The following is a 12,097-nucleotide window of genomic DNA, read 5'->3' on the forward strand; positions in this document are numbered from 1 at the left end:
TATGGCGTTGCTACTACTTTTGATAATCAAGCGTATTGATGACGATGGTGTAGTTGTCGACTAAGTGGCGAAAGGTGATTTGACCTTTTAGCTTGTCGCTGTTGCCGTATTGTATGTCGATAACCTGATTGCCTTGTTTATCAAAAACCGCTCTAGAATTACCTTTATCAATTAATTGCCACCTTACCTTATTTAAAGGGGCTTCCCAAGCAGAACTCGGCCAGAGGGTGATCATTAGGTTAAATAGTACCTGTTCTGGCGCAGGTAAGACGTTGTTCAAACCTGTCAGCACCTCGGTTGAGATCTCATCGCCTTGATAAGACAGCGATAATACTCGTGTACCCCAAGACGAAAACCCAGCCAAGACAAGCTTATCTTGATCCACTTGCAATTGAACCGGCAATTGTTGAGTTCCACTTTGTTCACCCTGTTCCCATGAGGCGCTAATCAGTTGGCTTGCTGTTAAAGTGTAGCCAAGAGAGCTGGGTGTTGGCAGATTTACTTTCTCTTGTTCGGTAATTTTCACGCTGGGCGTGACACTTTGAGGCTGCATGCTGCACGCAGAAAGTACACTTGTAAGCAGTGCCGCTAACAGTGTTTTTCTCAAGATCGCTTTCTTTAGAATTGAGTTACTCATGATTTCCTCTCTTGAATCGCCAAAGGAGACAATAACCAAGCGACAAAAATACCGCTGAGTACCGTAATGCCAAAACTGTGTATTGCGTGCGTTTGACTGAGTGATAGCAAGCCAAATGACAGCAGGGTTGTAAGTGCAGATAAAGTGATGGCGAGTAATGTACTCAAGCTTCGAGCTTTTTCAGCAAAAAACAGGGTGTAGTCGATGCCAATCCCAATAATGAGAATAAGTGCGAGTAAATTGAACAGATTGAGTGTGGAGCCAACCGCAGATGCGGCCGCTAATCCCGCAAGACAGGCAATTAACGACGGCAATAGGATATAAACTGTGTGCTTCCAGCCATAGCGTTTGGTCAATAGCGTTGCGATGACCAGCAGCGCCAATCCGAGGAGTTCCATCACTTTTATGCGGTATTGAGCAAATAGAACAGAGATCTCCTCGGCTTTATTTAGGTAACTCAATTGGCTGTCTGTTTGAACGAAATTTTTGACTACGTCAGAGTCGCTCAGTCCACGTAAAGAAATAACCCCCGCAACTTGGTCGTCGATTTGCCCGATATAGAGAAAACGCACAGGTTCAGAAACGGAATTGGCTAGATACTCTTGCAAAGAGACGGGTTTGAAGTCTTGCTCAAACACTGGGGGCTGATGAAGCTGCAGTGCTTGTGACAGCGCCGTAGACTGGCTTTGATAAAGGTGCTCAATCAGTTTGTGATCGGCTTCTTGGCGAGCCACAGAGCTGATGTATTGGGTTAGGCTTTGATAGCCAGTGATAACATCCGTTTGCTGCCATTGGTCAAGCTTTGGCGTGAGTTGCTGGAGTTTTTCTAGCAGTGATTGATCGTCGTTGGCGGTGACAACCAACATTTGCTGAGATGACTCGACACCACTCAGCAGTGCAATGAACTGCTCTTGCTGTTTTAAACTCTCTGGCATTGCTTGAAGCTGGCGAATGTCATCGTCGTAATGAAGATTGGCTAGCGGGTAGCCAGCCGCGATAAGACAAAGCACCGGTAATGCGATTCGAGTCGAAGGTTTTGCCCAAAGGGATAGCCAAGCGTTCCACATGTTTTTGCCAGGTATTGGTCGATTGCTGCTAGGTTTTCTTGCCAGTACTGGATACCAAGCCACAACGGTCACATAGGCGGCGATCAGACCGATTGAAGAAAACAGTGCCAATTGTTGCAACCCAGGGAACGGTGTAATCATCATCCCCAAATAACCAATCAAGCTGGTCACTAATCCCATCGTGATCGCGGCAAAAATGTGTTGCAGTCCTTTTTTGCTATCCCATTTCTCCCCAGCAGCGAGACGCTCGGTCAGATAGTGGAAAGCATAATCAATAGAAACGCCGATCAGACTTGCACCAAACACCAAACTAAATAGGTGCACTCGGCCAAATACCCAAGTGGTCACGGCCAATGCCGCGAGAAGGCCGATGCTGATAGAGAGTAGCGCGAGGCTAAGTGGTGCAGCACTGCGAAACACCGCGAGTATCAGTACAACAACGCCTAAAAGAGAAAAAAGGCCAATGGTACTGATCTCTTGCTTGGCGCTCTGTGTGCCAAATTCAGCATAGAAGAGTACACCTGTGTGAATGGTATCAACCTGATAGTTTTCAGACAGCTTGGCCTCGATATCACGAATCTTGCTGACACCTTGCTGAGCTGCAAGGCTATAAGGGGATTCCTTGAGTGTTGCAGTTACTAACAGGTGGTCTTGGCCATTATATTCGGTCACCAAGTAGCCATTTTTGAGTGTAAAAGCGTTATTGAGCTGAGTTAACTGAGCCAGATAATCTCGAAAAATCAAAAACGGGTCACTGCTTAGCTCGTTGCCGGTCACCCCAGAAAATGGATTGTATATCGACTGGATGACGTGCTGGGTTTGGACTTGAGGTTGTGTGCTTAGACGTTGACGCTGCTCGTCGGTGAGCTGCTGAAAACGGTGTGAGAAGTAGTAGCTTGCCCACTCCTGCTGTTGGGTCGCATCGACCTGACCAATCACATCGGAGAATAGGCCAGTATCTGACAGGGATTGCTCAAAGTCGCCCGCAGCGGCATAGGTGTTGTCGCTATTTGAGCTAGAAAGGACGAAGACCACCTTATCACTTAGGTTGTTTGAAACGGCTTCAAACGCCTGCTCCGCGACTGGGTTTTGCTGGTTTGTCGGCAGCAGCTTGAGGATATTGGTTTCAATGGGAGAGCGTGTTGAGCCTAACCATTGCTGAGTAAGCATGACGAGGAACACGACAACAACGACCAACCAAGCTAAAGCGACTTTGTTGGTCGAAGCGGATAACTCGTTAGAAGCTGAATTGCGCTTGTTCAGCATCGGTGAGTCCTTCGGGTTGATGAGTTTGGTTGGAGAAGAGTATTTCTGTTTTGTCACCACGAAGCTCTTGCAGAACAAGTTTGTTAATATCTTCTTGGCCAGAGAGCGTAATAGTTTCAAACACAGAGTTTAAAGGTGCCTGAATCGGTGCCAATGTAATGGTCCATTGGGCTTCATCTGAGCTAAAACTGACGTCAAACTGCTCTTTAAGTGCGTCCGTATCACCGTGGAACACCGCCAGGAAAACGTGGCTAAAGTAAAATGCCATTGGATTATCTTGAGCGGTGATGGTTTGTGGCTCTTGGCCTGCAAATGTTTGGCGTAGTTTATCTTGCGTCAGGACTAGGTTGACCGGAAACGGCGTTGTTTGTTGCCACAGTAAGCCCTTATCTTTGCTCAAGGTAAATTGCCCTTCGGAGCTGAGAGGCTGGGCAAACATTTCAATATGACGACGTTGAGTAAAATCACCACGTACAATGTCGTTAGCCGATAACTGTGATTGCAAAGCAGTTAGGTCGGAAACTTGCGCGTTGACCAGTGGGGACATGATTAGCAGCAATAAAGAGAACCACTTCTTCATCATTGATTTTCCTCACCAATGCGACCTGTTTGGTGCCACTCTTCTACTTTATCGATAAACACCTTGGGTGAAGCGAAACACATCTCTTGAGATTCAATCGAGACAGCAACTTGTGTTGTGTAGGCCTTACACATCCGCTGGCCTGTCTCGGCATCATAGATAACAAAATCGATGCGTAGACGGTTTTCCCACTCGGTTAACTTACCTGCGACACGAATCTTGTGATTGAAAGGAATCGCTTTGACATACTTTACGCGCGTATCAATGATTGGCCACATGTAGCCAGAATCATTCATCGCAAGGTAGCCATAGTTGATCTTTTCCATCATCACTCGGCGTGCTTCCTCGAAAAAGCGGAAGTAGTTACCGTGATAGATAACACCCATAGGGTCAGCGTCTTGGAAAGAGGTAACCAGCGTTACCTCTGACTCAAGCGGAAACTCAATCGCTTGCTCCATTATGCCTCCGGGTAAAGTGGCCAGTGGCGTTGCTGAATGCGGTCGATAAAGTGGCGAAGGTCATTTTCTAACGGACGATCCTCCACGACAAATTCGAATTCACTCAGAACCGCATCACGAATCATTTTGAGGTTGTCACTCATGTGGTGCTCATCAAGCTCGTTATGACGACGGCGAATCTCAACCGCTTGAATACTCGCAAGTAGAGAGGCTGCTGCTACTTGCTCAGTTAACTCTAGCACTCGAATACAGTCACGAGCTGCAATAGTGCCCATGCTGACTTTATCTTGGTTGTGACATTCGGTAGAGCGTGAGAAAACACTCGCAGGCATGGTGTGCTTTAAGGCTTCTGCTGTCCAAGCGGAAATACCAATCTGAACGGCTTTAAAACCGTGGTTGATAGGTTTACGCTCACCTTCTGCACCCGTTAGGTTAAAGGGTAGGCCGTTGTTGAACTTGTAGTCCATCAGCTGTGCCATTTGGCGATCAAGCAGATCGGCTAGGTTGGCAATTCCTGTTTTCAGTGTGTCCATCGCCATTGCAATGTGACCACCGTAGAAGTGACCACCATGAAGTACACGTTCGTTATCGCCATCAATAATTGGGTTGTCGTTGGCACTGTTTAGCTCGTTTTCAATCATTGAGCGTAGCCACGGCAGTGAGTCTTGCACCACACCAATAACATGCGGAGCACAACGCAAAGAGTAACGATCTTGTAGACGGTCGCTATTGCGCGGCGGGCGATCCGCTTTGAGGTCGTCACGTAACCATGCCGCGACTTGTTGCTGACCCGGATGAGGTTTAACAGCAAATAGGGCTTCATCAAAGTGGAAGTCATTCCCGTGCATACCTACTGACACCATCGCGGTAATCTTGGTACAAAGCTGCGCAAGGTATTCGGCGCGTTTATACGCAAGACACGCTAGGGCCGTCATCACCGATGTACCGTTCATCAGCGCTAAGCCTTCTTTCGGCTTTAAGTGGATTGGGTTGATTCCCAGTTCGGCATACACCTCAGCGGTTGGGCGCACGTCGCCTTTGTAAAGCACATCTCGTTCACCAATCAGTGCGGCAGCAAGGTAGGAAAGCGGTGTTAAGTCACCACTTGCACCGACGGAGCCTTCTTGAGGAATACGCGGCGCAATATCTTGATTGATGAGAGTGACGATCTGATTCAGTAAATCATGGGTAACGCCAGACACACCTTGAGCCAATGAACATAGACGTGTGGCCAAAACTGCGCGAGCCTGTTCATGAGAAAGAACTTCGCCTAGTCCACAGCCGTGGAAACGAGTTAGGTGCAGTGGAAGTTCATCGACCAGATTTGGTGGAATGGCCACAGTACATGAATCACCATAGCCTGTGGTTACGCCATAGATAACGCCTTCTTCTTTTAGCAAGCGCTCTAAAAAGGCCACGCCACGATCAATCTTAGAAGTGAACTCAGGTGAGTTGTTTAAATTGGCGTTGGCACCTTGCGCAATAGCGACCACATCTTCGATGGTAAGAGCCTCTGCGCCGAACGTAATGGTGTTATTGTTTTGCGTCGTCATCTTTCTGATTACTTAAAGTCCAAAAATTGAAAAAATTATACCACTGTAATGGGGCTTGTAGAGTGTAGTGCTCTAAGCGTGTGGCATATCGCTGAACAACATCGTTAAGCGCTTGCTGGCGCTCTTTTCTTGGAAGTACGATCTTGTCGCTAAAAGGTTCGAAATAAACATTAAAGTGCGGCTTGTCGCTAGTGTCGTCACGAAGGCCAAACAGTAGATATACAGGCGCCTTTAATACGGAGGCGAGCATAAATGGTCCTTGCGGAAAGGGAGCGGGCTTACCTAAAAAATCAGCCCATACTGAGCGACTCTCTTTACTGGTGGAGGTTCTATCCCCAACAATCACGACCCATTCACCTTGCTCAATTTTTTGCTGTAAGAGTATGGCAGTATCCGGCCCCATAGTGCTGACTTGTATTAAGTTCAGGTCTGAGTTTGGGTTTACTGCTTTCATCACTGTATTAAAACGTTCCGCATGTTCGGTGAACACAAGGGCATTGATTTTGACATGAGTGTGTCTGCGGCTGAGAGCTCGGCAAAGTTCAATATTGCCAAGGTGAGAGCCTAGGATCAGTATCCCTTGCTTGTTGTCGACCATCTCTTGAAAATGTTCTTGGCCATGAATGGTTAAGTTGTCGACATTAAAATCGCCTTTCCATGCCGCCAGTTTGTCGAGCATGGTATGGCCGAAAGAGAGCAGGTGATGATAACTATCGAGCGACTTTGGTAGTGCGATAGATTGCTGCTCGGCATGACGCTTCAACTGCTCTAGATAGATTTCTGATGCTTGTTTGGCGTCTTTGCTGGTTAGGTGGTAGTAGCGAATTACCCCTTTCAAGATCAGGTTGAAAACACCGCGACCAAGCAAGCTGTACACAGCTAAGAGCAATTTTATGCCTAAGATGGTGCCTTGCTCTTGACGCTTAGACCAATGTTGTTGGTTGTCAGAGGCTTTGCGAAGGCGTTTTCGTGCCAGCAATTTTGGAATACGTGGAAGCATGCCGAAAAACAGGCGAGTGTGCATCCAACTGATTTTCACATTGTCCCAGAGCGCATCAAAGTGAGAGATGCCACCTTCAGGGTAGATAACACGAGTTTCAACAAAGTCGATCTCAATGCCTTCCCAATACATTCGCACCAAAATCTCGATGTCGAAGTCCATTCGAGTGCCGATGTCATATTTGTCGAGAACCGCGACGGTGGAAGAGACGGGGTACGTACGAAATCCACACATACTGTCTTTAATGGCAAATGATAGCGTTTCTATCCATACCCAAATGTGTGTAGCATAGCGGCCATATAAGCGCGCTTTAGGTACACTGTCATCGTAAATAGGTTGACCAGAGATTAAATGAGTTGGGCTCTCTTTTGAGCGCGCAATGAGTTGCGGAAGTGCTTCGATATCATGTTGGCCGTCAGCGTCAATCTGGATGACATGACTGTACCCAAGATCGTGAGCATGGCGAATACCCGCCATAACCGCGCCCCCTTTGCCTTGGTTTTCAGCAAGGGTCACCAAAGTCACGTTCTCTTCTTGAGCAACGATTTGGAGTGCGTGTTTTGTCTCTGCGTTGCTACCGTCATCGACTAAAAGAAAAGGGAATTTAAAAGAGTTCAGCGAAGACACCACAGCAGCAATGGTGCTGCCATGGTTGTAGCAAGGGATTAGAAAACAAGGATTATATTGGCTCACTTACTCACCTAGCTTCATTTTTCCAGATGAGTGGATGATCAGTTGCTCATCACGTAGAGAGCTGTACTTAAACGCAAGCTTCTGTTTTTCACCATCCCAGACAAGGCTCAAATCGACGGTCGAGTCAGGAAGGATAGGCTCTTGGAACTTAATCACTTCCATGCCTTTAAATGTGGGCGGCGTATGCAAGTGCTCGATGGCATAATGCAGTGCCCAATCAATCTGACTGACACCTGGTAACAGCGGAAAATGGGTAAAATGGCCGCGAAAATCTAAGATATCAGCGTCGACCTTCATCGTGATGGTCACGTTGTTATCTTTGTTCTCGACTGCGATGATGGTGGGTTTACGTTTTTCCATTTCTTTAAGTTCTTTCTTGGTGTCGAATTACTGGAAGAGTTTTTCTATTTCAGCAACTTGGCGTTTGCCTTGGCTATTAAGCGGGATCTCTTCTAAAAGTCGATACTTTCGCGGGATAGCAATAGGCTCTAGCCAATCACGCAGTCGTTTTCTTAGGGCAATCCAAAACTTACCTTTGCCAATACGTTCAAGTTCAGTCAAACCGAGTGGTGATAGTACGATTACCGCGCTTAGTGAAAGGCGTTGATCGTCCACCAAAGGAATGACAGCACTCTCTTCAATCCACTCTAGCTGATCGAGACGTTTCTCGACTTCCACCAGTGAAATTCGCTTTTCTTCAATCTTAACGATGCGGTCGGTACGCCCTTTCAGTTCAAATGAAACTGTATCATGAAAGTGGCATTCATCGGCAGTCTGATACCACTCGCTGCCATTGATATGTGGCGCAAGTAACCGCAAGCAATTTTCTTGGTTCAATTCGGCTTGTACGCCTGGGAAGAGACTCCAACTCGTATCAGGCGTGCGTTGTTGTCTGAAAGCAATACCGCCAGTTTCAGTGCTGCCAAACACCTCAATCGGAAGATGATCAAACAACGCTTCGCTATGGGTTGCTGCTGAGTTTGGCAGTGGTCCCCCAGATGAAAATAGCCCGCGTAATGGCGTGCTTTGATGTTCTTGGGTTAAGCGTTTGAGCAGTGCTGGACTGCTGATCAAAACGGTATCTTTATCCGCATGATGAACAAGCTGCTCAGGGTATTCCAAATTGTGTATAGCAAATGGGCGACCAGCGCATAACGGCCACAAAACTCGAAACAATAGGCCATAGATATGCTGGTGGGACACTGTGCTCTCGATGCGACTGCAACGAAGTTGTTCTCCCCACAGTGACTCTAAAATGGCAATTTCAGAATCGAGTTGTGTCAGACTTTTCTGAATAGCTTTGGCTTGACCACTTGAACCTGATGTAAACAGAGTGAGCTCTACTTCGTCTGCATTAAGGTTTTTCACCTGCGGCTGAATGTACTGCTCTAATGAGCGAGATTTAACCGATAGGGATTCCACGCCTTCGGCGATCTCGATATTCTCGTCGTGAAGCAACACGTCAAAATGGGGCGTTAACTCCCTGACCGCTTCAGGTTGATAGTTTCCCGGCAGAACCAAAGCTTTGCCTGCGTGAATGGCGGCAAATAAGCCGACTGAGAACAAGTAGCTGTTAGCAAAACAAAGCGCAACTCTTTTGGCGCTGTGACTTATAAGCAACGACTGGTAGTGGTTCACATCATTTAGGAATGATTGCCAGTTGATCTGGTGTTGATTATCAAACGCAACAATAGAGTGAGGGTCACGTGTTGTGTTGAGCAGTTGTTCAACTGCGCAGAATTCAACGTGTTGAGAGTGCATTATTGAGAGTCTTCCTTTCGAACAAACTGACGAACGATCCATTCCCCTGCGAATAAACAGCCTGCGAGTAGATAACTGATGAGACCGTTGTATAACGTCCAAAGCTCTAGCGAATGGAAACAGGTATACAGCGCGAATGAGCCATTAAGCACAAAGAAAACGCACCAAATTGCAGTAACTTTACGGGTGTAGAGCACACCGCTTTGTGGCAAATTAGGTTCTTGTAATCGGGCCAAACGTTCAATAATCGTCTGTGGCTGTTTAAAGCTAGCGGCAAATACGGCAAACATGCATACGTTAACGATAACAGGGTAGAAAGTTAGCCAACCATGTTGCTTGAACAACACGCCTAAACTGACAAGAGTAATACCCGTTATCGCACTGACTTGAGCGACATATTTGAGTTCTTTTAATTGGGTTCGCTGAACGGAGAGCAGTCGGACCCCTAAGGCGAGAATAAGCAGTACTCCCACCAAAGAGAGTCCGTATCGCTCAATGCCAAAAAAGATGGCAAAGGGATAGGCAAGCAGAACAACTGCAGACAGAACTGTCAGCAATTGGCGCATTAGGCTTCCTTTAGAAGCTCTGTTACAGCATTAACAACGTCGTCGACGGTACGAACTGTGCTGAATTCTGCTGGCTTAATTTTTTTGCCAGTCACGTTTTGAAGATGAACGACGAGGTCAACGGCATCAATACTATCGAGATCAAGATCTTGGTATAGGTGAGCTTCAGGAACAATATCAGCGGCATCAATTTCAAACAGCTCCTCAAGGGCGCTTTTTACCTGTTTGAATACCTGTTCTTTGTTTACATCAGACATGAAATTACCTACCAATTATTCGCCAGTTTGTGCAGAAATATAGTTCGCAAGATTGCTAACAGATGCGAAGTGCTCACGAGTATTTGAGTCATCTGCATCAATCACAATGTTGTACTTTTTCTTAATGGCTAAACCCAGTTCTAATGCATCGATAGAATCTAAACCTAAGCCATCACCAAACAGTGGCGCTTCTGTTTCAATATCATCAATGGTTAGATCTTCTAGATTAAGAGCATCAATGATCAGTTGCTTAATTTCGTTATGTAGTTTTTCCACTTTTACCTACTTCTGACTATTGGTTTTCTGGAAAGAGTGTCTCAGCTAAATGCTTTTGTAATCGGCGCGCAGCCAATGTTGGAGACGTAGTTTGCTCTATAAAGGGCGCAACCTCAACTTTATCCTTAACTTCGACAAGGAAAAAAGGCTTTGTTGGGGGTACTTGATACCACTTTTTCTCTTTTGTGAGAAAGCTCGGAGAAACGGTAATGTGCACGACGCGCATATCACGCTCTGTTCTGACGGCAATTTGTGCAGAGCCACGCTGCAACTTTGACTCAATACCGGGCGTTGTGCGCGTCCCTTCAGGAAAAACCAGAAGAACATTACCTTGGTCAAAGCGTTGCTCGCATATCGACAGCAAGTCGTCAGGCGTTTCGTTTGGGATATACCCCGCGGCTTTGACAATATGCTTCATGAAAGGGTTCGCCCAAATTGCTGATTTCACCAAACAGTCGCATCGTTCTAATTGTGAGGCGATGAGCACGTAATCAATCAAACTCGGGTGGTTGGCGACAATCAGGCAATTTCGGTCTTGTTTTAAGATCTCTGCACCGACAATTTTGTAATCAATGGCGCCCGTAAACTTCATTAACTGACAAAAAGTATTAAATGAATGCTGAATGGCACCTTGAACTCGATATTCGGTCGCGGTTTTCCCTTTGGTGAATAAACGGATTAAAGGAATGATGACAAAGCTTAAAAATAAGCCGCCTAAACCAAAGGTAGTAAAACAGAATCCAGTCGCGAAAATACGCCAATATTGATCGAACGTTTTCATTTGCGCGTCCATTTCCATAACTGACGCTCAGATTGCAAAGTCCAGTCGTTATTATTGGATAAGAAATGACGAATGAAATCTAGCCCTTGCGGGAGTTCTGCTTGATAGCCATCGTTATTCTGCTCTTGAGACACAGCATAATTGTCACCGCTAGATAAAACCAAACCTAATCCATAGCCGCGATAGTTCTGCGTTTCAAATTGCTGGTAAGGTTCAGGAAGAGGTTCGTCAAAATCAATCACAAGCACTTTGTGTTCAGGGTTATCAGCCAAGTAGATCCAAGCGTCTAACAAAGCACTGTGGAACGTGTTTTCTGCGGCTGCGATGGAAGTTAAAGGTAAGGCTTTTTTCGTCGCGATTGTCGCAAGGCCGGCAGCGGTGTTATGTACCGACTGAGAAAAGGCCATCGGAGACGCTTCTTCGCCTTGTAGAATGTCTTTAATCAGCCCCATGCTGCGATGAAGTTCACCGTGACGGCTAGCAAACACTAAGTAATCCACCTCATGTTCATTTAACAGTTCAATTGCGGTTTGAACGGCAAGCTTAGACAAATTACTCATTCGGCGGCGCATCATTGCAGGAATAGCAGAGGTGATGAGTTTGCTTTCTTCCGGCCAATGCAAGTCGTTTGCCCAATTTTCCCAATCCTGAGACAGTGAAAATCCGTTAGAATGCGCAAGCCAGGCATCAATATTAAATGAAATGTTTAGATTAGAGTTTGGCATAAGAGATTGCATTGTTATTTTGACAGCGAAATACTATTACTGACTTATAAACCAAATAAGGAATTATTCGAAATGTCACCACTTAAGTTACTTAGCTCACTATTGCTTGCTTTATTACTCGTTGGTTGTGGTCGTGTCCAGCCTGTAATGAATGTTGAGGATACTCCAGTTGGTTATAATCTTCAAAGCAAACAGGTGAAGATGGCGATTATGCAAGCAGCGACGAATCGTGGTTGGGTTGTTGAAGAGGTTAATGACTCTGAGTTGAATGCAAAAATTCATGTTCGCTCGCATTATGCGGAAGTAAAAATTCCATATAACGAGAAATTTTACTCAATTTATTATCTCAACTCAGATAATTTGAAAGCGGAAGGTGGCAAAATCCATCGAAACTACAATCGTTGGGTTAACAACCTGAATGTAGATATTAAGCGTCAGTTGTCGTTAGTAGCGGCATCTAAGTAACTCCATAAATGA

At 46.0% G+C, this 12,097-nt stretch carries 14 protein-coding genes; 1 reads left to right on the forward strand and 13 read right to left on the reverse strand.

The features are described from left to right. Positions 1-13: 13 nt before the first annotated feature. From F0231_RS03165 to F0231_RS03225, 13 genes are read right to left on the reverse strand one after another with little or no spacing between them, the layout of a single operon-like run. Positions 14-637 carry a DUF3261 domain-containing protein gene (locus F0231_RS03165; protein ID WP_171758260.1) on the reverse strand — a complete coding sequence of 208 codons (624 nt, stop codon included), beginning with the start codon at positions 635-637 and terminating at the stop codon, positions 14-16. Next, complete coding sequence (locus F0231_RS03170) at positions 634-2,970, reverse strand: MMPL family transporter (RefSeq protein WP_171758417.1); 2,337 nt, start codon at positions 2,968-2,970, stop codon at positions 634-636. The genes F0231_RS03165 and F0231_RS03170 overlap by 4 nt, the downstream gene beginning before the upstream one ends. Next, entirely contained in the window at positions 2,942-3,550 is a 609-nt protein-coding gene (locus F0231_RS03175) for an outer membrane lipoprotein carrier protein LolA (protein ID WP_171758416.1), read from the reverse strand. Before F0231_RS03175 ends, F0231_RS03170 begins: the two co-directional genes overlap by 29 nt. Continuing rightward, a complete protein-coding gene (locus tag F0231_RS03180) occupies positions 3,550-4,008 on the reverse strand; it encodes a thioesterase family protein (RefSeq protein ID WP_171758261.1) in 459 nt (152 codons plus the stop codon). Before F0231_RS03180 ends, F0231_RS03175 begins: the two co-directional genes overlap by 1 nt. Continuing rightward, positions 4,008-5,561, reverse strand: a complete 1,554-nt coding sequence (hutH, locus tag F0231_RS03185; protein WP_171758262.1) for a histidine ammonia-lyase — start codon at positions 5,559-5,561, stop codon at positions 4,008-4,010. Before hutH ends, F0231_RS03180 begins: the two co-directional genes overlap by 1 nt. Next, positions 5,542-7,254, reverse strand: coding sequence for a glycosyltransferase family 2 protein (locus tag F0231_RS03190; RefSeq protein ID WP_171758263.1), 1,713 nt, complete (start codon positions 7,252-7,254; stop codon positions 5,542-5,544). The genes hutH and F0231_RS03190 overlap by 20 nt, the downstream gene beginning before the upstream one ends. Continuing rightward, positions 7,255-7,614 (reverse strand): 3-hydroxyacyl-ACP dehydratase, encoded by a 360-nt coding sequence (locus F0231_RS03195; RefSeq protein WP_171758264.1) that lies wholly within the window; start codon positions 7,612-7,614, stop codon positions 7,255-7,257. Positions 7,615-7,641: 27 nt separating this feature from the next. Further along, on the reverse strand, positions 7,642-9,015 hold the full coding sequence (locus F0231_RS03200) for an AMP-binding protein (protein ID WP_171758265.1): 1,374 nt from the start codon (positions 9,013-9,015) through the stop codon (positions 7,642-7,644). Beyond that, a complete protein-coding gene (locus F0231_RS03205; RefSeq protein ID WP_171758266.1) occupies positions 9,015-9,581 on the reverse strand; it encodes a hypothetical protein in 567 nt (188 codons plus the stop codon). The genes F0231_RS03200 and F0231_RS03205 overlap by 1 nt, the downstream gene beginning before the upstream one ends. After that, on the reverse strand, positions 9,581-9,838 hold the full coding sequence (locus F0231_RS03210) for an acyl carrier protein (protein WP_171758267.1): 258 nt from the start codon (positions 9,836-9,838) through the stop codon (positions 9,581-9,583). Before F0231_RS03210 ends, F0231_RS03205 begins: the two co-directional genes overlap by 1 nt. A gap of 15 nt (positions 9,839-9,853) precedes the next feature. Next, complete coding sequence (locus F0231_RS03215; RefSeq protein ID WP_171758268.1) at positions 9,854-10,114, reverse strand: phosphopantetheine-binding protein; 261 nt, start codon at positions 10,112-10,114, stop codon at positions 9,854-9,856. 16 nt (positions 10,115-10,130) lie between these two features. Next, positions 10,131-10,895, reverse strand: coding sequence for a 1-acyl-sn-glycerol-3-phosphate acyltransferase (locus tag F0231_RS03220; RefSeq protein WP_171758269.1), 765 nt, complete (start codon positions 10,893-10,895; stop codon positions 10,131-10,133). Beyond that, positions 10,892-11,620 (reverse strand): beta-ketoacyl synthase chain length factor, encoded by a 729-nt coding sequence (locus F0231_RS03225; RefSeq protein ID WP_171758270.1) that lies wholly within the window; start codon positions 11,618-11,620, stop codon positions 10,892-10,894. Before F0231_RS03225 ends, F0231_RS03220 begins: the two co-directional genes overlap by 4 nt. A 72-nt stretch (positions 11,621-11,692) precedes the next feature. Here F0231_RS03225 and F0231_RS03230 point away from each other — a divergent pair, with 72 nt between their 5' ends. After that, positions 11,693-12,085: a hypothetical protein gene (locus tag F0231_RS03230; RefSeq protein ID WP_171758271.1), complete on the forward strand. Its 393-nt coding sequence runs from the start codon at positions 11,693-11,695 to the stop codon at positions 12,083-12,085. Positions 12,086-12,097: the final 12 nt, after the last annotated feature.

The sequence above is a fragment of the Vibrio sp. RE86 genome, assembly GCF_013114545.1.
Lineage (GTDB): Bacteria > Pseudomonadota > Gammaproteobacteria > Enterobacterales > Vibrionaceae > Vibrio.

What these genes read in the sequence shown, in the direction of transcription:
- F0231_RS03165 (WP_171758260.1), bottom strand. Translation starts at nt 637, where the DNA reads ATGAGTAACTCAATTCTAAAGAAAGCGATCTTGAGAAAAACACTGTTA.
- F0231_RS03170 (WP_171758417.1), bottom strand. Translation starts at nt 2,970, where the DNA reads ATGCTGAACAAGCGCAATTCAGCTTCTAACGAGTTATCCGCTTCGACC.
- F0231_RS03175 (WP_171758416.1), bottom strand. Translation starts at nt 3,550, where the DNA reads ATGAAGAAGTGGTTCTCTTTATTGCTGCTAATCATGTCCCCACTGGTC.
- F0231_RS03180 (WP_171758261.1), bottom strand. Translation starts at nt 4,008, where the DNA reads ATGGAGCAAGCGATTGAGTTTCCGCTTGAGTCAGAGGTAACGCTGGTT.
- hutH (WP_171758262.1), bottom strand. Translation starts at nt 5,561, where the DNA reads ATGACGACGCAAAACAATAACACCATTACGTTCGGCGCAGAGGCTCTT.
- F0231_RS03195 (WP_171758264.1), bottom strand. Translation starts at nt 7,614, where the DNA reads ATGGAAAAACGTAAACCCACCATCATCGCAGTCGAGAACAAAGATAAC.
- F0231_RS03200 (WP_171758265.1), bottom strand. Translation starts at nt 9,015, where the DNA reads ATGCACTCTCAACACGTTGAATTCTGCGCAGTTGAACAACTGCTCAAC.
- F0231_RS03205 (WP_171758266.1), bottom strand. Translation starts at nt 9,581, where the DNA reads ATGCGCCAATTGCTGACAGTTCTGTCTGCAGTTGTTCTGCTTGCCTAT.
- F0231_RS03210 (WP_171758267.1), bottom strand. Translation starts at nt 9,838, where the DNA reads ATGTCTGATGTAAACAAAGAACAGGTATTCAAACAGGTAAAAAGCGCC.
- F0231_RS03220 (WP_171758269.1), bottom strand. Translation starts at nt 10,895, where the DNA reads ATGAAAACGTTCGATCAATATTGGCGTATTTTCGCGACTGGATTCTGT.
- F0231_RS03225 (WP_171758270.1), bottom strand. Translation starts at nt 11,620, where the DNA reads ATGCCAAACTCTAATCTAAACATTTCATTTAATATTGATGCCTGGCTT.
- F0231_RS03230 (WP_171758271.1), top strand. Translation starts at nt 11,693, where the DNA reads ATGTCACCACTTAAGTTACTTAGCTCACTATTGCTTGCTTTATTACTC.